The sequence below is a fragment of the Bacillus sp. FSL M8-0350 genome, from assembly GCF_038593345.1.
In the GTDB taxonomy this organism is placed as follows: domain Bacteria; phylum Bacillota; class Bacilli; order Bacillales; family Bacillaceae; genus Bacillus; species Bacillus safensis.
In genome coordinates, this window is sequence record NZ_CP151985.1 from 3,309,842 (window position 1) to 3,332,178 (window position 22,337).

Annotated in this window: 27 protein-coding genes; 2 read left to right on the plus strand and 25 right to left on the minus strand. The window is 38.8% G+C overall.

The window, feature by feature from the left end:
• Positions 1–131: 131 nt before the first annotated feature.
• The 21 genes from raiA to NSS80_RS17395 all read right to left on the minus strand — a co-directional run bounded on the left by raiA (position 132) and on the right by NSS80_RS17395 (position 16,421).
• Positions 132–695, minus strand: a complete 564-nt coding sequence (raiA, locus tag NSS80_RS17295) for a ribosome-associated translation inhibitor RaiA (RefSeq protein ID WP_024423608.1) — start codon at positions 693–695, stop codon at positions 132–134.
• Positions 696–883: 188 nt separating this feature from the next.
• Positions 884–2,569, minus strand: a complete 1,686-nt coding sequence (locus NSS80_RS17300) for a methyl-accepting chemotaxis protein (protein ID WP_041115577.1) — start codon at positions 2,567–2,569, stop codon at positions 884–886.
• Between the two features lie 33 nt (positions 2,570–2,602).
• Positions 2,603–2,983 (minus strand): hypothetical protein, encoded by a 381-nt coding sequence (locus NSS80_RS17305; protein WP_041115576.1) that lies wholly within the window; start codon positions 2,981–2,983, stop codon positions 2,603–2,605.
• A gap of 13 nt (positions 2,984–2,996) precedes the next feature.
• Positions 2,997–3,338, minus strand: coding sequence for a flagella biosynthesis regulatory protein FliT (gene fliT / locus NSS80_RS17310; RefSeq protein WP_041115575.1), 342 nt, complete (start codon positions 3,336–3,338; stop codon positions 2,997–2,999).
• The gene (gene fliS / locus NSS80_RS17315) at positions 3,335–3,739 is read right to left on the minus strand and encodes a flagellar export chaperone FliS (RefSeq protein WP_041115574.1); all 405 of its coding nucleotides are present in this window, start codon (positions 3,737–3,739) and stop codon (positions 3,335–3,337) included. The genes fliT and fliS overlap by 4 nt, the downstream gene beginning before the upstream one ends.
• A gap of 17 nt (positions 3,740–3,756) precedes the next feature.
• The gene (locus NSS80_RS17320) at positions 3,757–5,286 is read right to left on the minus strand and encodes a flagellar hook-associated protein 2 (RefSeq protein ID WP_034281091.1); all 1,530 of its coding nucleotides are present in this window, start codon (positions 5,284–5,286) and stop codon (positions 3,757–3,759) included.
• A gap of 20 nt (positions 5,287–5,306) precedes the next feature.
• Positions 5,307–5,648 (minus strand): flagellar protein FlaG, encoded by a 342-nt coding sequence (gene flaG, locus NSS80_RS17325; protein WP_034281093.1) that lies wholly within the window; start codon positions 5,646–5,648, stop codon positions 5,307–5,309.
• A 161-nt stretch (positions 5,649–5,809) separates the two neighbouring features.
• Entirely contained in the window at positions 5,810–6,034 is a 225-nt protein-coding gene (gene csrA / locus NSS80_RS17330; protein WP_008360181.1) for a carbon storage regulator CsrA, read from the minus strand.
• Entirely contained in the window at positions 6,028–6,462 is a 435-nt protein-coding gene (gene fliW / locus NSS80_RS17335; protein WP_024423615.1) for a flagellar assembly protein FliW, read from the minus strand. The genes csrA and fliW overlap by 7 nt, the downstream gene beginning before the upstream one ends.
• 28 nt (positions 6,463–6,490) lie before the next feature.
• Positions 6,491–7,069: a DUF6470 family protein gene (locus NSS80_RS17340; RefSeq protein ID WP_317221809.1), complete on the minus strand. Its 579-nt coding sequence runs from the start codon at positions 7,067–7,069 to the stop codon at positions 6,491–6,493.
• 46 nt (positions 7,070–7,115) lie between these two features.
• A complete protein-coding gene (gene flgL / locus NSS80_RS17345) occupies positions 7,116–8,024 on the minus strand; it encodes a flagellar hook-associated protein FlgL (RefSeq protein ID WP_034281095.1) in 909 nt (302 codons plus the stop codon).
• Between the two features lie 9 nt (positions 8,025–8,033).
• On the minus strand, positions 8,034–9,554 hold the full coding sequence (gene flgK / locus NSS80_RS17350; protein ID WP_024423618.1) for a flagellar hook-associated protein FlgK: 1,521 nt from the start codon (positions 9,552–9,554) through the stop codon (positions 8,034–8,036).
• 15 nt (positions 9,555–9,569) lie between these two features.
• Complete coding sequence (locus NSS80_RS17355) at positions 9,570–10,052, minus strand: flagellar protein FlgN (protein ID WP_024423619.1); 483 nt, start codon at positions 10,050–10,052, stop codon at positions 9,570–9,572.
• 18 nt (positions 10,053–10,070) lie between these two features.
• A complete protein-coding gene (gene flgM / locus NSS80_RS17360) occupies positions 10,071–10,334 on the minus strand; it encodes a flagellar biosynthesis anti-sigma factor FlgM (RefSeq protein WP_024423620.1) in 264 nt (87 codons plus the stop codon).
• A 79-nt stretch (positions 10,335–10,413) separates the two neighbouring features.
• On the minus strand, positions 10,414–10,833 hold the full coding sequence (locus tag NSS80_RS17365) for a TIGR03826 family flagellar region protein (protein WP_034281098.1): 420 nt from the start codon (positions 10,831–10,833) through the stop codon (positions 10,414–10,416).
• Between the two features lie 56 nt (positions 10,834–10,889).
• Entirely contained in the window at positions 10,890–11,546 is a 657-nt protein-coding gene (locus NSS80_RS17370; RefSeq protein ID WP_260983460.1) for a ComF family protein, read from the minus strand.
• A gap of 26 nt (positions 11,547–11,572) precedes the next feature.
• Positions 11,573–11,866 carry a competence protein ComFB gene (locus tag NSS80_RS17375; protein WP_041088040.1) on the minus strand — a complete coding sequence of 98 codons (294 nt, stop codon included), beginning with the start codon at positions 11,864–11,866 and terminating at the stop codon, positions 11,573–11,575.
• Positions 11,867–11,915: 49 nt separating this feature from the next.
• The gene (locus tag NSS80_RS17380) at positions 11,916–13,313 is read right to left on the minus strand and encodes a DEAD/DEAH box helicase (protein ID WP_342498356.1); all 1,398 of its coding nucleotides are present in this window, start codon (positions 13,311–13,313) and stop codon (positions 11,916–11,918) included.
• Between the two features lie 120 nt (positions 13,314–13,433).
• Entirely contained in the window at positions 13,434–14,276 is an 843-nt protein-coding gene (locus NSS80_RS17385) for a DegV family protein (protein WP_024423625.1), read from the minus strand.
• Between the two features lie 215 nt (positions 14,277–14,491).
• On the minus strand, positions 14,492–15,181 hold the full coding sequence (degU, locus tag NSS80_RS17390) for a two-component system response regulator DegU (protein WP_008348273.1): 690 nt from the start codon (positions 15,179–15,181) through the stop codon (positions 14,492–14,494).
• Between the two features lie 64 nt (positions 15,182–15,245).
• A complete protein-coding gene (locus NSS80_RS17395; RefSeq protein WP_003213166.1) occupies positions 15,246–16,421 on the minus strand; it encodes a sensor histidine kinase in 1,176 nt (391 codons plus the stop codon).
• A 220-nt stretch (positions 16,422–16,641) separates the two neighbouring features.
• Here NSS80_RS17395 and NSS80_RS17400 point away from each other — a divergent pair, with 220 nt between their 5' ends.
• Positions 16,642–17,310, plus strand: a complete 669-nt coding sequence (locus tag NSS80_RS17400) for a YigZ family protein (RefSeq protein ID WP_012011434.1) — start codon at positions 16,642–16,644, stop codon at positions 17,308–17,310.
• Entirely contained in the window at positions 17,295–18,386 is a 1,092-nt protein-coding gene (locus NSS80_RS17405; protein ID WP_034281103.1) for an LCP family protein, read from the plus strand. The genes NSS80_RS17400 and NSS80_RS17405 overlap by 16 nt, the downstream gene beginning before the upstream one ends.
• A gap of 35 nt (positions 18,387–18,421) precedes the next feature.
• On the opposite strand, the gene NSS80_RS17410 is transcribed toward NSS80_RS17405, so the two are convergent.
• The 4 genes from NSS80_RS17410 to NSS80_RS17425 form a co-directional block, all read right to left on the minus strand.
• Positions 18,422–19,489, minus strand: coding sequence for an MraY family glycosyltransferase (locus NSS80_RS17410; RefSeq protein ID WP_024423627.1), 1,068 nt, complete (start codon positions 19,487–19,489; stop codon positions 18,422–18,424).
• 134 nt (positions 19,490–19,623) lie between these two features.
• On the minus strand, positions 19,624–20,820 hold the full coding sequence (locus NSS80_RS17415; protein ID WP_025093964.1) for a glycosyltransferase: 1,197 nt from the start codon (positions 20,818–20,820) through the stop codon (positions 19,624–19,626).
• A gap of 19 nt (positions 20,821–20,839) precedes the next feature.
• The gene (locus NSS80_RS17420) at positions 20,840–21,595 is read right to left on the minus strand and encodes a glycosyltransferase family 2 protein (protein WP_034281105.1); all 756 of its coding nucleotides are present in this window, start codon (positions 21,593–21,595) and stop codon (positions 20,840–20,842) included.
• Between the two features lie 24 nt (positions 21,596–21,619).
• On the minus strand, positions 21,620–22,297 hold the full coding sequence (locus NSS80_RS17425) for a hypothetical protein (protein WP_317221806.1): 678 nt from the start codon (positions 22,295–22,297) through the stop codon (positions 21,620–21,622).
• Positions 22,298–22,337 lie beyond the last annotated feature (40 nt).

Consider the following 22,337-nt stretch of genomic DNA (forward strand, 5'->3'; position numbering starts at 1 on the left):
CTGCATTTATCATACCATACCTTCTTTCATTTCCAAAGAATTTGCCATAATTTCGCACAAAAAACCCGCCCCTAATGAAGGGAACGGGTTTACTTTATTTAGGTTGTTTTTAAATCAGCATCAACTGATATTTAAGCGTTTGGCTCAATGAGTCCATATTTACCGTCATTTCGGCGATAAACCACATTGGTCAAATTTGTCTCAGCATTTGTGAAAACGAAGAAACTATGACCTAACATGTTCATTTGGAGAATGGCCTCTTCACTATCCATCGGCTTTAAGTTGAAACGTTTTTGTCTGACGATTTCTGTTTCATCAATCTCTTCGTCATCTTGAACTGCTACTTCAGCCGTACCATTTCCTCCAGCAAATAAGTGCTTTTTGGCACCTTGCTCGCGGAATTTACGGTTTACTTTTGTTTTGTGCTTTCTAATTTGACGTTCTAATTTACTGGCTGCTAGGTCTACTGCATTGTACATATCCTCATTATGCACCTCAGCTCGAAGTGCTAGATCAGTCATTGGAATGGTAACCTCAACTTTAGATTCTTGATCGTTGTAAAACTTCAAGTTCACGTTGACTGAAGCATCTACATCTGTCTCAAAATAACGCTCCAGCTTTCCAATTTTTTTCTCGACATGATCTCTTAGTGCAGGTGTTACGTCGATGTTTTCTCCTCTGACATTGTAATTCATGTAAAGAACGCCTCCTTTAAAATTAAGGATATGTAAACCTATTTCTACTTTTCCCTCCTTTTCTCCTGCTCAAACGTAAAAAAAATGTGAATATTTATTGAAATTTGTCGAATTTTGCGGTGCTTCAACTGTTGCTTGATAGGTGATGAATATATATTCGGCTGATTCTTGAAAAAGACCAGCGCACATTAAATGGTAAAAGATGAAATCGATGTTTTCAGCGATTGAGATAAGGATTTTAAATCCTCCGCAGCGGCTTTCATCTCTTCATTGGCCGCCAATGATTCTTCAACAGCAGCTGACATGTACTCTGTTTCTTCTGAGTTTCGTTTCGCACCTTCTTCAATGACACCAACTGTTTGAGAAATTTCCTCTGTACTAGCAGAAATTTGTTCTGCAGTGGCTGACAGCTCTTCTGCTTTCATTGAAATATCACGAATAGATTCCAAGATTTCATGGAAGCTCTGTTCAGATAATTGTGATACCTTTACACCCTCTGCTACATCCCGCTCGACCTTCGTCATCGATTGTGATGACTTTTCTGTATCTTTGTTCACGTTTTCGAGTAATTGACTAATTTGATCTGTCAGCTGACTAGATTCTTCTGCCAGTTTTCTCACTTCATCTGCTACAACTGCAAAGCCTCTTCCATGCTCTCCTGCCCTTGCTGCTTCTATAGCTGCGTTTAAAGCAAGCAAATTCGTCTGGTCAGCAATGGCATGGATATGACCTAACAGATCTTGAATGCCTGTAAACTGCGCTTGCACATGGGTCATTGTAGAATGGTGTTCATTCACAGACTCTTTTATAGAACTCATTTGTTTCACAAACTGTTGAATAAGGGCCGCGCCCTCTTCAGCCTTTTCAGTCACTGAAATTGAGTGACCCGAAACATCGGATGTGTGTACAGCTGCATTTTGCATGCCAGTCGACACTTCCTGAATGGCGGATGCTACTTTTCCGACCGCATCTGATTGTTCACGTGAAGCTTCACTGACCTGTTCAATCGAGCTGGATGTCTGCTCACTAGCAGATATCGTTTGACTGATGGTTTCCTCAAATTGAGCAGCAGAATCAGCAAGCTGTCTTGATCCGCTTTGCACCTGCAAAATAAGCTGACGCAAATGAGCCGTCATTTGATTAAAGGCTGTGCCGAGTTGACCAATCTCATTTTTAGAGGTCACTTCAATCTCTTCAAGGGTAAGATCACCATCTGCCATCCTTTTTGCGGCATTGGTGACAGAAACAATTGGTTTTGTCATGCGATGAACAAATCTGATCCCAATCACCAAAAGGCCAACAATAATCGCTGCACTGACCAAAATGAGTGTAAGCAATAATTGATTACTATCTTGATTGAGCTGATTGATTTTTTGATCACGTTGTTTTAGCTGATTTTGAGCGAATTCTTTTGTAAAGGTATGTATTTCTTGTTCGATAGGTTGTAATTCTTGACTGAGGCGGGTGTTGAATTCTTTTTGATTTTGCATATTTAATGAATTAAATAATCGATTTGTTGAGGTGTAGTAGAGATAATTTTTTTCTGAGATTTGATCTAATAGATTTTTTGCTTGTTTGACCGTACTCATTTTAGAAGCTTCTGCTGTTTTCTTATTAATATCTTCATATGCTTGCTCAATTTTCTGCAAATTTTCAGCATCTTGCACGACGACATATGTTTTAATCTGTGCTTCCTGCTTTTGCAGAAGAGTTTCTAATTCCAGCGATGTCTGATAAAGCTTCACTTCCTTGCTTAATAGCGCTTTATAGGATTGATCTGTTTTGTAATAGAGAAAGCTTGAGAATCCTAACATACTGACAAACAATACACATATGACAATAAGCCCAAATAAAAATTGATTTTTTAGTCTCATAATTTCCTCCGAATGGTCTGAATTGGACAAAAATTAATGAATGACATACGGCCTCATACAGGCATGTATTTCATCCATCCACTTTCTATATTCAGGTATAAAGTATGTTTTCAGGAATGATTGGAAGTGATTTGAAGGGAATGTATAGAAAGCTAGTACATCAAAACTTAAAAATATTTGATCAAACGAACGAATCGTTTTGGCAAAGTGTTCATTTTCAATAATTGAAAGCAGAAGAGGATGTGTTGTGTCTAAATGAAAGAAGGCATGGATCAGATCATTAAAGATCCGATCCCCTTCTGTTTTGTCAAAATCCTTCTCAATTTCATCTAAATAGTTTAGACTCTCTTCTATCGTGTATAGAAGTTCATAATATGTGGTTAATAAAATATAGTCATTTGAACGATACGCCACAGGTCTCACCTATTTATTTCCGTTTATCGTAGTATACGCCGTCACTTGTTATGGGCTGGTATGGATTTTGATAATTCAGCTGTTTTGTTTTCTTTTTTTGTATGGCTTGAATATCTGCCTTTATTCCATTTTGGATAACCGTTAATTGCTTCGCCATCTGTTGATCTGTTTGGATGATTTCGCGGATTTTCTCTTTTTCTTGATCCGTCAATTCATGCTGTATATCTCTCATTAATTCGTCTCTCTCAATTAAAAAGGCATCAAAGTCTTCAACAAGTGTCTCACTTTGCGGATTTTCCGCTATTTCGGCTGCCATTTTTAATGTTTGATCATGCAGCTGGTCCACAATACTCATAGAGAGCCCCCGATAGAGTGGTGACGGCCTTTTCGATCGGTTTGAATGACTTCCTTCCACGCATCACGAAAATCAGTTACGTACTCTTCTACTTCATTCAATATCTCTTCGTCATTTTGAAGATTGGCTTCTATCAGTCTGCGATAAATGTAATCATACATACTTGCCATACTCTTTGATACGTCATAGGAACGATTTAAGGTGACATTTAATTCTTGAATGATGTTTTGAGCCTTTTTCAGGTTCACATTTCTCGTTTCTGCATCCTCTTTTTGAATGGCATGCTTCGCTATTCTGATGAACTTTAAGCAGCCTTCATAAAGCATAAGCGTCAACTCGGCAGGTGTTGCGGTCTCAATAGAATTTTTCTGATAGGCGGCATAAGGGTTCTGTATTGCCATATGTTATAAACCTCCAATTATTGTCCAAGCAGTTGAGAAAGGTAGCCAGATTGGTTGTTTAGCTTTTGAATTGCACTATCCATGGCGTTAAACTTTTTGTAGTAACGGGCTTCAACCATTTTTAAACGATCTTGGAATGTACTCATTCGTTTTGTCAAAGAATCAAGGTCCTTACCAAGTCCGTATTCCTTTGATTCCATTGTTATGCTGCCAGCCTTTTTTTGAATGCTCTTCGAAAAGTCTGATAAGGAATTTTTGATACGATAGATGATTCCTTGTTCTTGATATTGCTGCTGCGCTTTGTCTTTATCCTTTGAATCCACATTTAAACTACCCGAGATGAACATTTGTCTGACCTTCTCCGGGTCTTCTTCAATGGCTTTTTTTAATTTCTCTACTCCATCACTATCCTTAATAAATTCAAGCTTCCCACCATCTTTATAGCTGGATGATGTCGAAATACCGATTTGTGTGAGTTGGATTTTATTCGCATCACTTGTCGTAATATTAGCATACAAATCACTTCTTATTTTAGAGGCACCAGATCGTAAAATGGAATCACTTCTCAGCAAGCCAGACTTCGCGGTCGTTTCCCATAGCTCTATTTCTTTTTCAGACATCGCTTTTTTCTCTTCAGCCGTTAATGGATGATAGTCTCTGTTTTTCTTTTCATTGACTTTTCCATTAATCTGCTCAACGAGTTCATTATATTTATCAACAAATTGTTTAATTTTATCATATATTGCATCCACATCTGTTGAAACGTTTAAGCTGACGGGCTTATCTGTGGTTGCTTTAAGCTCGTACGTAATATCAGCCTGCGTGAATGTATTGTTGTTATTTTCCATTTTCAGACCATTAATCTCGTATTGCGCCTTCTGTCCTTGAGTGGTCGCAACTAATTTGTTATCTCCATCTACTTGGAAGCCTAATTGCGTTAAAAATGAAGCCGAATTGCCATCAGCTGCTTTAATACTGACGCCTTCACCCGTTGTTCGAGAAGTAAGAGCGATGGTATCCACGTAGTTAGTGCCATCAGAGATTTGGCCTTTGTAAGCCGTCACACCTAATTGCGCGCTGTTCAGCTTTTTCACGATGTCATCAATTGTATCGGTATCAGAAGTATTGATTGTCACCGTTTTTGGTTTTGTCGAATCTGGTGTCGTCACTTCAAACGTAAACGTTCCGTTTGTTGGTGTAAATCCAGATGTACCAGAGGATTTGAAGACGGAAGCTGTCGCTAGCTGAGTGACATGAATAGAGCCAGAGGTCGCATTTGTTGATCCAGTTGCTGTGACAGCAGATTCATTAGAGCTTGTCACCTTTTTGGCGCCATATGTACTTGGACGCGTTAAGTTTAAACTGTTAATCAAATCATCTAATTCTTTAATTTTCGAGTTAACCTCGCGATAGCTGTCTCTTTGCCATTCAAGCGTTTGTTTCTGACGCGTCATTGTATCAAGTGGTGCTTGCTCCGTTTTCATCAGCTTTGATACGATTTCATCAATATCGAACACATTTGAAAATCCAGTAATACGATTGACCATTATTTATGTTCTCCCTTCATTTACATTCTTTTATCTACAAATAAACCGACAATTTCTGTCATTGCTGCATAGAAATCAAGCCATTCCTTGGAAGGAATTTCTCTAATGACTTCATCTGTTTGGTTATCTACGACTTTGACATAATATTCGTTGAGTTTTTCATGTAATTCAAATTGAAGATGAAATTGAGTAGGTTCAATCAGCTTGTTTGCCCCTTGAAGCGTTTTTTCAATTTCTTCTTTTGAAACAGCCCTGCCATTTGCTTGTGAGTCAGAGTTTACATTGTCATTCTGGTTATTAGAAACACGGGTTTGAAATGCATCGATAATTGGCTCTAGCGATGTCAACTTACCAACAGACATAGTTATTCAGCTCCTGTGCTTTAATCTATCTTTTATATCGGCTTTGAATTTGCAAATTAAATATAGATGGACCGATTTGTTAAAGTTTCCTATAGATCATGAACATCTGTATCGAAACGCTTTCACACGGAGAAGGACAGCTGAATGCGATAAAAAAATCCTCACTTTTTTTGTGAGGATAATTGAGAGAGGAGATCTAAGGATAAACTCGCAGCACGATTGTTCTCTTCTTGAATTGACAGGTACACTTCTTTCCTGTGAATATCGATGTGCTTAGGAGCCTCAATCCCGACTTTCACTTGATCGCCTTCGATTGAAATAATCTTGACTTCAATATCATCGCCTATTTGAATCGACTGGTTTAATTTACGAGACAGCACTAACATGAGGATGCCACCTCTAACAAATGTTTTGTATGATAGGCTGAATCATGCAAAATCACCTGCTTGGCTTTCATGTTTTTCCGGTTCACAATAATAGGCGCTCTTAAATTGGCTGTTGTTTTTTCAATAGATGATTCCATTGTTAAAATAACCATTACTTCCACATCATTAGCATCTTCTACTTCCAGAATGTCTACAACCGTTTCGTCTAAATCAAATTCGTATTGATTGAAGAATAAAAACGGGCTGCTGACGATAAAACCTAATGCCGAGTTATTTAATGATTGAAGAACTAAAAATGGAGACTCTTCTGATAAAGGCAAAATGACAAACTGTTTTTGATCCAGAAATCCTGGTATCCCGTTAGAGAAGTGAATGATTTGCTCCTCTTTGATTGTCACTTCACCATGGTATTTTGTTTGAATGATCATAATTCACGACCTTTTTCATTTTTCTTAATTATACCTTATCACCATTTTGGCCCGTTTCGTCAACTTCTATTTTTAATTCTGGGTATTGTAACATATCAATATTGACCTTACCTGGCTGGTAGTTAACGATTGGTTTATGAGGTGTGGCCTCTATGATAGCTTTTTGCGGCTCCACATCAATTTGAAGCTCAGAAGGCTGATAGTGAATTTTCACACTAAAGAATGAAGGTATCACACCAATGGTGAATTGTTTTGCTGGGGGACTGCCATTGATTTTGGCAAACTCAGCAATCGCATTCCCACCATTCTCGATCTTGATGAGTTCACTTCCTTCTTCCGCTCTTCGACCCATTCCTTCTCCAACAACACGCTTCCCCTCAGCTGCCCATTCCTCAGAACGTCTAAAAATTGACTTGATGTCCATATCGGCAAACGCCTCGGTTTGATCAATGGTTAATTTCGATGGTGTCCTTTTGATATTCATGACAGCTCGTGGTTGCTGAATCTCAAGATCAGCTTGTGGCTGCTCTACTTCTTGCCGGGAAGGAGTTGTCGACATTTGAAGTTTTGCATAGGTTTGCTGCATTAACAATCTAGGGATTTGCATATGTTCACCTCCATGATGCAAAAAAGCACCCATCGGATGCTTTTTATTATCTTAAGAAATCTACAAGGGATGGCTGAATGACTTTCGCTGTTGTCGCTAAAGCAGCTCTATTCACCGTCTCTTGTTGAAGAAGATCAAGAATTGCCTTTTCACTTTCAACATCTTCATTATCTGATTTAGCATTTTTCAGTACTTGAAATTGTGAAGTCAAACGACTTCCTACTAAGTCAACACGATTCGAACGCGCTCCTAGGTCAGATCGCTCAGCACTCATTACTTCTTTAAACTGATCGATACTTCCTAATGCATCATCAGAATTCGCAAACGTTCCATTTTTCAATGAGTTTTCTAAATCAGTCAGCATTTCAATGACATTTTGACCGTTAGCCTGTCCGCCAAACGCTGAGATTGGATTTGAGTTTACATTTAAAGTGATACCATCAGAAATATTCGCTTGAACAGCATTCGCATCTGTATAATTTTCGAAGTTAAATGTATACGTTCCGTCTGCATTCTCAACAACTGGTTTAACATTTGTATTTGTCCCATTAAATACGAACTTACCTAGCATTTGAGTGTTCATTGCATCAATGATTTGATTCTTCATCTGGCCAATTTCCACTCCGATAGCTGCTAAATCTTCGGGCTGCTTTGTTCCATTTGCCGCATCAAGCACTTTATCTCGTATATTTGACATAATATCAATGATTTCAGTGACACTTGTTTCAGATGTATCAATCCAGTTTTGTGCTTCATTTAAGTTATTTTTATATTGTTCATTTCGGAACAAGGCAGTACTATATTGAAGGCTTTTTACTGCTGCAACAGGATCATCAGACGTTTTTGTAAAACGTTTGCCTGTTTGTGCCTGCTCATTAATTTTAGAAAGTTTTTCATAACTTTTACTAATATTTCGAAGTGAGTTTTGAGAAATCATACCTTGTGTGACTCGCATCCGTTATCCCTACCTTCCTACGACACCCATGCCGTTTATGACCTTATCCAATACTTCATCTTGTAATGTCATAATTCTCGCAGCCGCATTATATGCATGCTGAAATTGGATCATATTCGTCATTTCTTCATCAATGGAGACAGCGCTAGTCGACATTCTACGTTCATTGGCTGAATTGACAAGAGCAGCTGAACTGCTTTCAAGCGTCATGTTCTTTTTCCCTTGTACCCCCATCTCAGCAATCACATTTTGGTAATAATCCTGAATTGTCGTTGTATTTCCGCCGATTGGTAACTTTAAGTCTTGTATATTAGCTAATTTCGTAGCATTCGAACCGTCACCTTGTGTTTGATTGAGAGATGCAGCAATATTATCTGTTGATGCTAAAATGACATCGCTCACTTTAATACGAGCTGCCAAACCTTTATTCAACTCATTGTTATTTTCGATATCAAAAAAGTCTTGTCCACTTGCACCATTTAACGTGTACCCCTGCTTATGTACATCGTTAAATGTATCCATGAATACTTTTGCTACTTCATCCAGCTCTGCAAGCATATCTGGATACATGCCTTTTTCAGCACCGTTTGACATGTAGCCATAAGCTTCAACAAGTGCTTTTACTTTACCGTTCACTTGTAATTGATCCGCTGCAATTGTTGTTGTTCCGAATTGAAGTGAGTTAACAAGTCCCGTTGTATTATCGTAAGAGATTTGCAGTTCAGACTTTTCGTTCGTAATACCATTCAAAATGTTTCCAGCAGATTGTCCATTTGCACCGATAATGTCGATGTTGACAGTTCCTTCAGCAATTTTGAGTGCATTACCGCCAGGTGGATTGTAGCTGACCTTAATATCAACAAGTGAGGATAATTGATCGACCAAAGTATCACGTGTATCATAAAGATCATTTGGAAGATATCCATTTGGCTCAACTGCTGCAATCTGTTTGTTCACTTCATCTATTTGAGATAAAAGAGTGTTTACATCTTTGGCTGTTGAATCGAGTTCCGTTTTTAAATTCTTTTGTATCGTTGTTAAAGAAGAATTGAGCAGACGGAATTGGTCAACTAAAGCCTGTGCACTTGTTTTAACAACTGTACGTGCAGAAGCCGTATCAGCATTTTTTGATTCCGATAAGACCTGTAATGATTTCCATAGATTATCAAAAGCTCTGTTCAAGCCCTCATCCGTCAAATCATTCATAACCCCTTCCATCTGTGAAAGGGCATCTGACTTCGTTGAGTAGTAAGATAAGTTATTATTATGATCTCTGTATTGTAGATCTAAAAAGCTGTCTCGAATTCTTTCAACGGTTCCAACTTGTACACCTGTCCCCATTTGGCCATACGTTTTGCCGTCATAAACAGAAATGACTGGATAAGGATTTTCTGCTTTAAAGGTCACTCTTTGTCTTGAGTAGCCCTCCGTATTTGCATTGGAGACGTTGTTTGATGTGACATAAAGCCCTGCACGCTGGGCTGTGATGCCTCTTTTTGCCGTTTCTAGTCCCATGAATGTAGAACCCATTGGTATCCTCCTTGTTTACGCCTTTGAATCAAACAAAGCCCTTTGCTGTTTAGGCTTTGAACTCTCAAGACCATTTTGTCCGTAATTCATATTTTCTTTATTAGGGTTAACGAGATCGAATGTCAGTGAAATAAATTGAAGTGACTGCTGAATAAGCTGCTTGTTCAGTTCATTTACATCTTTTAGTTCCACCATGATGTCATTTAGTTTCTCATATAATGAAATGAGCTCTTCTTGATCTGTACCTTCAGCCTTTTCGATACATGCAGTGATGGTTGGTGATTGATCACTTTGTAAAAATTGAACGGTCGCTTCAATTCGTTTTTCTTCTAATTGAGAAATGGCCTGAATATACTTTTGCTCTAAATTCAGGACCTCTGAAAGAGCATCAATCTCATTGCTTTTCAGCATTTCTGTTTTATCCTTAGACAACTTTAAAAGCTGTTCATGCAATCCATAGAGACGATGCAGTTCTTCAATAATTATTTTAACTGACATTCACGCTGCTCCCTTTTGTTATTGTTGTTTATAAAAATTCAGCATTTTATCTGCAATGCCTTTTGTATCTACTTGATATGTTCCGGCTTCAATGCTTTTTTTAATTTGGTCAATTTTATCTTGACGTTCTCTCATAATATTCGGCACCTTTTGCATTTCGATTGCCTTTTTAGAAATTTCGACTTTATCAGTTGATTTAGCTTGATTCGATTGCAACGTTTGTTTCTCATATGTTTTCTTGTAAGGATTTACTGGTTGTGTTCCATATCGATTAATTTTCACGGGATTCCTCTCGCTTTCCGTTACAGTCTGTCTTGATTCTATCCATTTTATCGACCAAACTGCAACTTAGTTTAGGGAATCAGTCGTTTTTAGGATTAATGGCATAATAGGTGTCTTTTTTCCTAGATTCAATCTCCCTTTTACGCTCCTCTTCTTGGTTCATTTGGCTGATTTGCGAATGAATATCCTGTTCACATTGGCTGCATAGCTTGTTTTTCCTGATCGCTTTGCCACATCTTTCACAAGGATAATTAATATTTGGAAATTGACTAATTTGCAGTCTTTTCAAACGAATAAATTTCAAGATTAATTCTTCATCAACGTCTGTTGCTTCTACTATTTCAGCGATCGTTGATTGTCTATTACTTTGTTTTCTCAAGAATTTATATACGATATCAAAAGAACGTTCTTCTTCTTCAAAGCATTTGTTACAAACCGTTTGGATGGTGGTTTTTAAAAATAGCTGATTACATTGTGGACAGTTTGCCAATTGATTCATAACCAAAACCCCTTACGTTATTTTCTTTTCTTATTATCGGTTAATTATCATGATTTTTAACTACGTATCAACGTAAAAGAAGAAACACTTTTAGCACCTGCGTCTTTCAAAATTCTTGCCGCATCATAGATGGTTGCTCCCGTTGTATAGATATCATCAACTAATATAATATCCCTTTGAACAATCGCATCTGTTTGCTTTATTTGAAACAATCCTTTTTGATCTAGGCGTTCATTTTTCTTTTTTTTAGACTGCTTACTTTGATGTATTTTCACGAGTGGCTGCAATATTGGCTTATCTAGCAAAGAAGCGATTATCACGGACTGATTAAATCCTCTTTCTTTTAGTCTTTCATGACTTAAAGGGATCGGTATCAGCAATGGGTCTTTTATGCAGAAGGAATGTTTAAATGCTGCTTGTACATCTTTTTTAAACAGCTCAGCTAAAGCCGTATCACCCCGAAATTTAAAGCGGGCAAGGACATCTTTCATCAAATCATTGTAAGTATAAACTGACCTATTTTTTACAAGGACTTTAGTAGAATCAGAGCGTTCATTCCAACTATTACAGTCCTGGCATAATTGGTCATTTGACTGCGCCCTTCCGCATGTTGGACAAATAGGACGATCAATCTTTACTAAGTGATTCTTACATGCTACACAAAGACGATCATCATTTAATAGTAGGAATGATTTCCATGTAAAAGCAGGCACAAAATGTCCCTCGCAAATTTGACAAATCAATTGGTTTCCTTGTTCAGCAGCAGACGATTTTCACACCTTGGAAATGCGGAAACCTTGGAAGCTGCTTCTGTCAGAATGACCAGCATCGCAGTATTCTTCTGTTTATCCACCATCTCAGATTTACTGTAAGATATTTTATCGATATCTGTTATATATTGTGGTTTCACTTGATTCAGTGAAATCGCTAATACATCTTCCATACACTTTTCACAATGACAAATCATGTTTAATTGGTTGAGATATTGATAGAGAATTTCCTTGAGTAGTATTTCTTTTGCATTGAGTAGCATATTTTGTCTCTCCTGCCATTTGTGTATTGTGAATATAATGTACCATGATTTATTTGAAGCCACACTGTTTTTCAGAAAACTCTTTTGCAGCCGTATCATTCATTTTTACGATATGCTTCTTTGCTTGTTTCATACTTCTCGTTAAACCAAAATGAAAAAAGAAAACATCTCCTGTACAATAATCGGGATGTCTGCCCACTCTGCCAGAAATCTGAACAAGTGCACTCTCTGTAAAAATAGTAGATTCCGAACCTAGTACCCCTACTTGAACATTTGGTATGGTTACGCCTCTTTCTAAAATAGTGGTTGTAACTAGTACATCGTATGCGTTATCTCTAAAGTGCTGAACCTTTTGTTTCCTATCTGGATCATCGGCAGATACTCCCTCTACGTTTAAAGAGTGTTCTCGAAGAATCTTCGTTGCCTTCTTCATGACAGCAATTGAAGGAACGAAAAGTAATACTCTTCTCTTATTTGCAATATGTCTCTGCATCCAATTCATCACTTTAGAAGGAAGCTGCTTCTTTTTTAATTTCTTTTTCCAATGTCCGATCCATTGAAAGGTCGGGACGGGTAATGGTTGCTGGTGAAAACGCAGAGGGATTTTTATCGCTTCCAGTTTTCCTCGAGAAACATCTCTCGTCATTTTTTTAGATGGTGTCGCACTTAAATATATCCTAACCCCTCCGTTCTTTCTCATCGCCTTTAGAACAGCAAATTGGAGACGTTCATCCATTGAATAAGGGAAGGCATCGACTTCATCTACAATAAGCAAATCAAATGCATTTTTGTATCTCATCAGCTGATGGGTTGTGGCGATCACAAGCGGTGCTATTTGAAACCTTTGCGAACTGCCTCCATAAAGTACGGCTATTGTTATCCCTTGAAATGCTTTTCTAAGCCGTGGTTCAAGTTCAAGCACAACATCTGTTCTAGGTGTCGCAATACAGACACTCATTCCTTGATTTAACGCATATTCAATTCCATGAAAAAGCACTTCCGTTTTCCCTGCCCCGCAAACCGCCCAGACGAGTAGATCAAATTTGTTTTTAATAGCTTCGATCATTCTTTCTGATGCTCTTTTTTGTCCTTTAGACAGCTCTCCCTGCCATGTTAATTCGGCTCGATATGCTTCTACCATTTGTGGACCCGTCCATTCATAAAGAAATCCACATTCAGTTGCTTTTCCCATCATGATGCATGATCTACAGTACACACAATCCTTTTGACACTCTTCACATGGAGAGTGGGCAAAGTAGCGCTTATGTGAAACACCACACCGGCAGCATGTAAAACCATCTGCTTTCCTCTCAATGGCAGGTGTTCGATTGACTAAGCCTTTCTCCTCCAGCCAATCTAAATTTGACTGTGAGCACCTTGTTTCAACAGTGAGCAGATGGCGTGAATGCAGCTGCCGCTTTAGTTCCATTGCTTTGTCCATGTTCAACTTCACCAAACACCTTTCAATTGATGTTTGCCTATTATGCGCAAAGACATGACCTTTCGTCCAACAGTTAAAATCAAAAAACAAAACCTCTTTTCCATACGAAAAGAGGTTTTTTAGGAATTATCTAATCACCCAGCCAAGGGCTAAAGAGCCTTCACCTAGATGGGTGCCGATTACGGCACCAAAGTAGCTTTTATAAAATTCAACATGAGGATATTTTTCTGATAAGTGCGCAATTAATTCTTCTGCTTCTTCTTCTCTATTACCATGTATCAGTGTTGCTCTCATCGGAACACCACGTGATGCATCTTCATCAAATAATTCAAAAATACGTGAAATGGCTTTTTTACGTGTGCGAATCTTCTCAAAAGGAACAATTAGCTTGTTGTCAAAATGCAAAATAGGCTTTACCTTTAAGAGGCTTCCAATAAAAGCCTGAGCACCATTTAATCTGCCGCCTCTTTGCAAATGAGTTAAATCGTCTACCATAAAATACGCCCGCTGACTTTCTTTCAGGTAATTTAGATGTGCTAACACTTCTTCTAAAGAAGCACCTTCTTGGATTTTTTCAGCAGCTTCTAACACATAAAAACCTTGTGCCATACAGCTTGTTTCTGTATCAAACGGGTAAATATCAATCCCGTCAACTAGATCATTCGCTGAGACCGCACTATTATACGTTCCACTAATTCCACTTGAAAGGTGGATACTAATCACGGCGTCGTATGTTTCACTTAGTTTTTCATATAAGGCTATTAATTCACCGAAAGCAGGCTGAGAGGTTGTTGGAAGATCTTTGTGTTTTTTGATTTCTTCATAATATGTCTTCCAGTCCATTTCTATTTCTTCACGGTATGATTCACTGCCGAAGATGACGTTAAGGGGGATCATATGAATATTATGTTTATCACGCAGCTCTTGTGGTAGATAAGCAGTACTGTCTGTTACAACGGCTATTTTCATTCTTAAATACCTTCCTTATTCGTTAAGTTACTCTTTTTTATTTTAAAAGAATGATCATTTTTTCATTAGATTTATAATAGTAATCAAAAAAGCCTGCCTAATCAATAGGCAAGCCCTCTATATCCGAAAAAGAATCCTTACCCTGTCTATCATTTCCCTTCACCTAAAATGTGAGAGAATAAAAACAGGCGAAAAAGGAGTACTTGTCCGGAACACTATCTCATTTCTACCCAGCCGTTTTTAATAGCTACAACAACAGCTTGTGTACGGTCGTTTACATTCATTTTTTGCAAAATGTTACTCACGTGGTTTTTAACTGTTTTCTCACTAATAAAGAGCGATTCACCGATTCCTCTGTTGCTCTTTCCGTCAGCTAACATTTGAAGAACTTCACATTCACGTCTAGTTAAGATATGAAGTGGTCTGCGAATTTCAGGATATACCTCATGCTGTGGATGTGCTGAAACGCCGCTAGTCGCTAGGCGTCGGAATTCATTTACTAAGTTATGAGTGACTTTCGGGTGTAAATAAGAGCCTCCGTCAGCTACAACTTTCACTGCTTCGATGAGTGTGTCTGCATCCATTTCTTTTAACAGGTAGCCTCTCGCCCCTGTTTTCAATGCATGTGTTACATAGTTTTCATCGTCATGAATAGATAGAATAATGACTTTTGATTCGGGATAAAGCTCAACAAGCTGCTTTGTAGCCTCAACACCATTTACATTCGGCATATTAATGTCCATAATGACAACATCCGGATGATAGTGTTCCACGATACGTGCAGCTTCGTCACCGTCGTCTCCTTCTGCAACTACTTCAAAAGTAGGTTCAAAATCTAAAATCCGTTTGACACCTTCACGGAATAATTGGTGGTCATCAATAATTACAATATTTACTTTAGTCACAAGCTACGCCTCCCCATGTTTATTGTTCTACACCTGAACTTTATGGTCAATATGTCTTTTGACTCTATTTTACAATTTTATTTTGCAATGTTAATGGCACGCGAATCATGATGAATGTCCCTAGACCTATTTTTGAGTCTATGGTCATTTTACCTTCCAGTAAGTCTACGCGTTCTTTCATGCCAAGTAAACCGAAGGATTTGTTTTTGTTTGTTTTTACATCTTTCATATCAAAGCCTTTTCCATCGTCTTTAATAATTAAGGTCACAAAGTCTTTCGTTACTTCTACTTTGACAGAGATTTCTTCAGCTTCAGAATGCTTTAATGAATTTGTGACAGCTTCTTGGGCTAGTCTAAACAGTGCTACTTCAAATTGAGAAGCAATTCTTTCGCTTTCTGTATCACCTAGGCATTGGAACGTAATTTTGGTTTTCCCATCATATTCTTCAATTGTGTTTAAGTATTTTCTCAGTGTCGGAATCAGACCCAAATCATCTAAAGCCATTGGTCTTAAATCATAAATGATTCTTCTCACTTCGTACAGTGCATTTCGAACATTCTGTCTGAGACTTCTAATTTCTTTAAAACCTTCTTCTGTACCGCGGTCTCTAAAAATCCGTTCAATTAATTCGGAACGCATCATCACGTTTGCCAGCATTTGAGCAGGGCCGTCATGAATTTCCCGAGACACTCTTTTGCGTTCTTCTTCTTGGGCTTCAATAATTCTGAGACCAAAATCTTGTTTTGCCTGAGCATCTTCAAGTAAAACGCCGACCTGGCGTAAATCCTGGTTGAGATAGTTGAGAACCACTGTAATCTGACTCACAAGCGTTTCAGAGCGTTCAATGACGTCTTGTAAACTTAATAACCGTCTTTCCAGATCGTCTCTTCTTTCTCTCAGTTGCTTCTCGCGCTGCTGAATCATGGTGAGTTCCACTTGCAAGTTATGTGCTTTTTCGTAGGCCTCACGTATTTCTTCTTCGCTGAATTTGTTGAAGTTTCTGCTGACCTCAGATAAGCGGTTTCTAGCATGTCTTGTATGGACTTCCAGCTTATCCCCAAAATCAATTACTTCGTTTACTTGCTGTTTGATTTGCTTCAGCTCTTCTACTAGGCTTTCATATTGTTGACGGGACTGTTCGCCTATTCTAAATACTTCGTCCTTGCTGCCATCAACTGTACTTAGCATTTTCATGATGATTGAATCCAATAATTTCGGATCCATTTTGGGTGTTGTCATGGCTTTTCCCTCCCGTAACAGTGATGTCATCTTTTTTTATTATAAATGTCATTGATCTGCATTTTATGTCGAATTATAATGAAAGAATGCGTATAATCATGAAGTTTTTATGACGACCCTTTTTCCGCTCCTATCATCATAACAAAATACGCTGTAAAATTCTAAAACCAATGCAAATTTTCACTAGTCTTACAATTTGCTTGTCAGGAGGGTATGTCTTTTGCTGAATCGCTATCTTACAGTAAAAAGTCGTGGCGAGCATGAGATCGTCATTGAAAAATCACGTTTTATTTGTCATATACAGCGTGCTGTCTCAGAAGAAGAAGCACAAGCATTTATACAATCCATTAAAAAACAACATTGGAATGCCACACATAATTGTTCAGCCTATCTCATTGGTGAACATGACCTGATTCAAAAGGCGAATGATGATGGTGAACCAAGCGGTACAGCAGGTGTGCCAATGCTTGAAGTGCTAAAAAAACGGAAGCTGAAAGATACAGTCGTTGTGGTCACTCGTTATTTCGGCGGTATCAAGCTTGGTGCCGGTGGATTGATTCGTGCCTACGGAAAATCTGTATCAGAAGCTATCAACCATGTTGGAATGGTAGAGCGCTGTTTAATGCGTACAATGCACACAACAATAGATTATACATGGCTTGGAAAGGTAGAGAATGAGCTTAGAGCCTCATCTTTTCAGCTAAAAGAAATCCATTATGCAGAAGATGTTATTTTTGAGACATATGTCGAAGAAACACAAACAGAGCAGTTCATTGAGTGGATGACTGAGCTGACAAATGGAAAGAGTGTTACAAAAGAAGGCGAACTTATTTATTTAGAAAAGGACATTGGTCCGATAAAGGAGACAGATGAATGGCACAACGAGTAAAAGTGCGTGTACGAAAGAAAAAGAGTAAGAAGAAGAGAATTATCAAACGTATTCTGGTCTTATTTTTGCTTCTTATCATCTGCATGGGCGGATTTGCAGTATATAAAATCGTCAATACTCTTCAAGCTGCTGACAAAACATATGATGAACTAAACCGTGGTGAGAAATCGAATCTTCGTGATGCTGTCATTGATATTAAGAAAAAACCTTTCTCTGTACTATTTGTCGGAATTGAGGATTATGCCACAAAGGGTGATCATGGCCGTTCAGATTCACTCATTGTTGCAACGATTAACCCCCAAGACAAAACGATGAAAATGGTTAGTATCCCTCGTGACACACGCGTACAGCTTGCAAGTGATACAACAGGAAGTAAAGAAAAGATCAATGCAGCATTTGCTAAAGGTGGTAAAGACGAAACGATCGAAACTGTCGAACAATTCTTGCATATTCCGATTGATAAGTATGCAACCGTTGATTTTGACGGATTCAAGGATGTCATTGATGAAGTCGGCGGAATTGATATCGATGTTCCATTTGACTTCAATGAAAAAAGTGATGTTAAAAAATCGAAAAAGATTTACTTCAAAAAAGGCAATATGCATTTAAACGGGGAAGAAGCACTTGCTTACGCACGGATGAGAAAACAAGATCCACGCGGTGATTTCGGACGTAACGATCGTCAGAAACAAATTTTACGTGCAATGATTGATCAAATGGCGAAGCCAAATAACATTGCGAACGTCGATAACATTGCGAAAGAAGTCAGTGATCACATTACGACCAATTTCCGTATCACAGAAGGTCTTGCGCTTCAGCAAATCTACAGCGGATTTAAAGGAGATGACACAGAAACTCTTTCTATTAAGGGATCAGACCTTTATTTAGGGCCAAATCGCACGTATTACTTTGAGCCAGATCCGACCAATTTAGCTAACGTACAAAATGAATTACGCACGCATTTAAAGCTGCCTGCTGAATCTTCAACTGAAACAGATTCACAAACCAATCCGTCCTCTGGTGAAACGGGGACAAGTGATACACCTAACTCTTCGACCAGCACACCCGGACAATAATAAAAACAGCCCAGTTCCTAGGAACGGGCTGTTTTTTACTGTCTTTTGACCATTCGTTTATAAAATTTCGTAAATGGTTTAAACTCTTCATTCACCAAGCCTGTGACTTCCGCAATCACTTGCATGAACATGACCAGTAAAAAGATAATAATCAGTGATAACCATATGGTGGCGCTCGTCAGCAAAATGGCACTTAAGCTAAAGACTAAGCCAATCATATAAATCACGATGACAGCCATGCGATGGGACAAGCCAAAGGCCATCAGTCTATGATGAATATGAGATTTGTCAGGTGCTGAAATCGGCTGTTTGTTTAATATTCGTCTAATGATGGCAAAAGTGGTATCGAAAATAGGGACACCTAAGATGATCACTGGGACAACAACACTAAACAAAGTGACACTTTTGTACAGACCTAATAGTGACAGTACCGAAATCATATAGCCTAAAAAAAGCGAACCGGTGTCACCCATAAAAATCTTCGCTGGATGAAAGTTGTAAAAGAGAAAGCCAATGGTACTGCCAATGACAACAAGTGATAATGAAAGAATCAAAATTTTATCAGCTGAAAATGCCATCACGGCAATGGTTGATAAACCGATGACAGAAATACCGGCAGCCAGTCCATCAAGGCCGTCAATTAAATTAATGGCATTTGTGATTCCGACAATCCATAACACGGTTAGGGGATATGCCATCCAGCCTAACTCAATTCGATCTGTTAAGAAAGGAACAGAGAAAAAGTCCATTTTTAAGCCTGTGCTTACAATCAGACAAGCAACAAGAACTTGTACGAGAAATTTAAATCTTGCACTTAAATTATATTTATCATCAAATATACCTAGAATGACGATAAGTACGGCACCAACTGAAATTGCTGTAATTTTATTATGTAGAAACAGCCCGCCTGCTAATGCTCCAGCCGCTACCCCAATAAAAATTGCCAAACCGCCCATTCGAGGCATTACTTTATCATGAACTTTTCGTTTATTCGGCTGGTCCACTGCACCAATCTTAATTGCAAACTTTTTGACGATTGGTGTCACAATTAAAACTGTAGCCAGAGAGACAAAAAACGCTAATAAGGCGCGTTCGTAATCCATAGGTCAGTCTCCTTCTAAATTGAAATCTGTATTTTGTATATTGGCCGCTCTTTCCATTATACAATTGAATAGAGGATGATCACAAGCTCCCCCTGTGAAGAAGAAACAAATAAAAACGCACAATCCCTGATGAATTATGCGTTTTCTTTAATATTCGTTAGTTCCACCATGTTTGTGAACAGCGCGTGCCAATCTTTTTTCTTCGCACGGCTTTGTCTTAGATGTCTATAGGTCATGTCGTCTTTTTTGCTGATCACTTTTTGGCAGGCTTCTACGAAGAGCGCAGGATCCTCGCCTTCTAAATATTCATACACATCATTCTCTTTTAGCCTTTCCGTTGACGGAAGATTTAAACCAACAACCGGTATTCCTGCGGCTAAAAATTCATATAGCTTGAGCGGAAACACAGCTTGATTGTAAGGAGATTGTTTGTATGGCATCATGCCTACATCAATCAGCTTCATATACGCAGGCACTTCTTCTGGTGCAACAGCACCTGTCCAAATCACATTCGGCAGTTTAAGTGCATGCTGAAAAGATGGATCACCATTTGTTCCATCCGGACCGACAAATAAAAATGTCCAATCAGGCTGCATGCGGGCAGCTTCTGCTATCATGTCAAAATCGAGCTTCGGCTTGATGCCTCCAATAAAACCAAGAACAGTTCCTTCTCTACCTTGCAGCACATCCTCCTTACATGGAAGATTGCTTTTAGCAAACACATCGTACTCGACGCCATTTTCAACTGTAAAGACATCTTTCGGTTCACCCATGAGACGCTTTTTGATTTGATCGTGTAAGTATTGAGAAGAACATGTAATGCTGTGTGCGTATTTGATGATTCGATTTTCTGCTTTCACAATGACACGCTGTCTCATATAAGAAAGCAAATTATTTTTGCCGCTTATCGGCTCTCCCCACAGGTCACTGCAATCATAGACAATATGTTTCCATTCAAATAAAGAAGATAAGAGCGGAAAACCCGGAAACGTATACCATAAGCAAACAGCGATTCCCTTCTTTTCTTCCTGCCGCAAATGCTCAAGAAGAGGGGACAATTTATGAATATAGAACATGTCTTGATATCGGCCAAAGCGGAAAAATTTGCTCTTGAGCACATCAGGAATGGTCAATTGCTTCATTCGATCGGTTATGGGCTGAAAGGGAGCTGTATGACCAGATGCAGATGGGCATACCCAGATGACCTCTTTCGTTTCTGGATCAGATGCTAGAAATTCCGCCAGTCGATGCCGTCTGTACCTCAGGCCGTCCTGTCCCCATTCTCCCGTCGCTACGATAACATGTATGATCGAGTCTGCTTTCACCTTTATCACCTTTTTTCCCTTCTGTTTATAAGCGCTTCTTCACAGCATTTGTCGCATAGTGCATAAAACACCAAGATGCTTTGACAAAATGAAGCTGCTCAATTTCTCTGTAGACGAACCACGTTTTTTTCGCTGCTTTCCACTTGTTACTAGAGATCGAGTTTCCAACGATGCGGTATTCACTGAGCGGTTCACTCATTCCATAGGCTGTAAATCCTCTTTTTAATATGGACAGCCATGTAGCTAAATCCTGTCTTGTGCGGATGTTCGGCATTTCTACATGTCCTATCTTCTGTACATCAAGCATCACCGTTAAACAGCCGATAATGGTATTTTTCAAAGCTTCATCATAAGTTAATCTTGCTGGTGCAGTGACGGTTTTTTCTAACGGTTCTCCATTTTCTGCAATGATGTCATATGCCGTGAATGTAAAGGCATAATCGTTTGTCAGCATGAAGTCTACCTGCTTTTCGAGTTTCGTCTCTTTCCACTTATCATCACTGTCTAAAAAAGCGATAAAGCGGCCTTTTGCCTGTTTGATGGCTGCGTTTCTGGCGATGGCAGCTCCCCCATTTTGCTCTAAATAAATGACGTTGATTCTGTCGTCTGCTTCACTTAAGTCCCCAAGCAGCTTCCTTGTTCCATCTGTTGAACAATCATCTGCGATGATTAGTTCCCAATTAGAATAGGTTTGGGCAAGGACGGAATGAACTGTATCCGTTAAATAACGTTCCGCATTATAGGCCGGTGTAATGATTGATACTAACGGTTGATTGTTCACCTAAGACTCATCTCCAGTTCATCATTAAGATTCTTTGAACACTTCGGGTAAGACCACAAACATGAGCGAGATGCTAAAGCCAATGACAAGTCCAAGCAGTGCCCGCTTTTTCGCTGACATGCCTTTATTGCCTTCATCAAGAACTTGGGCAGGATCAACAATCTTCGCCTGCTTCATTCCAAGCTTTGTAGACTCCAATTCATATAAAAATCGTTCTTTATCTACTTTGGAATCGTTGCTGACAGATTCGTCTTCTAGAGCAGATAATCTACTTTCAATCACCTGCTGCCTTTTTGTAAATAATGCTTTGTCTTGCTTCAGAAATGTATCCGACACCTGCTTCACGACAGCTAAAGCATGATCCTTATCAGCATCTGTGAAAGACAGCTGTAATTGTGTATCTGATTGATTGGTGAGGATGAGGCGGCTTTTCACATCCTGCCTTTCTTCTTCTTTAACATCACTGAGTGCTTCATTCAAAAATGCATCGCTTTTTAATAGAGATGTCACTTCTGCGATATTGTTATACACTCCGTCATCATATTTACCAAGTGTGAGGGTAACGGCAGCTGTGTAACTAGACTGCTGCGCTGTTCCTTTGGCAAAAAAGAATCCAAAAGCGCCTAATACGACAGGCAGCAGCACGAGCCATACGATATACTTTTTGATTCGATTCCCTATTCTAGATATGAAACCAGACATGTTCATTCTCCCAACATTGACGTATTTGCTTTTTCATTAG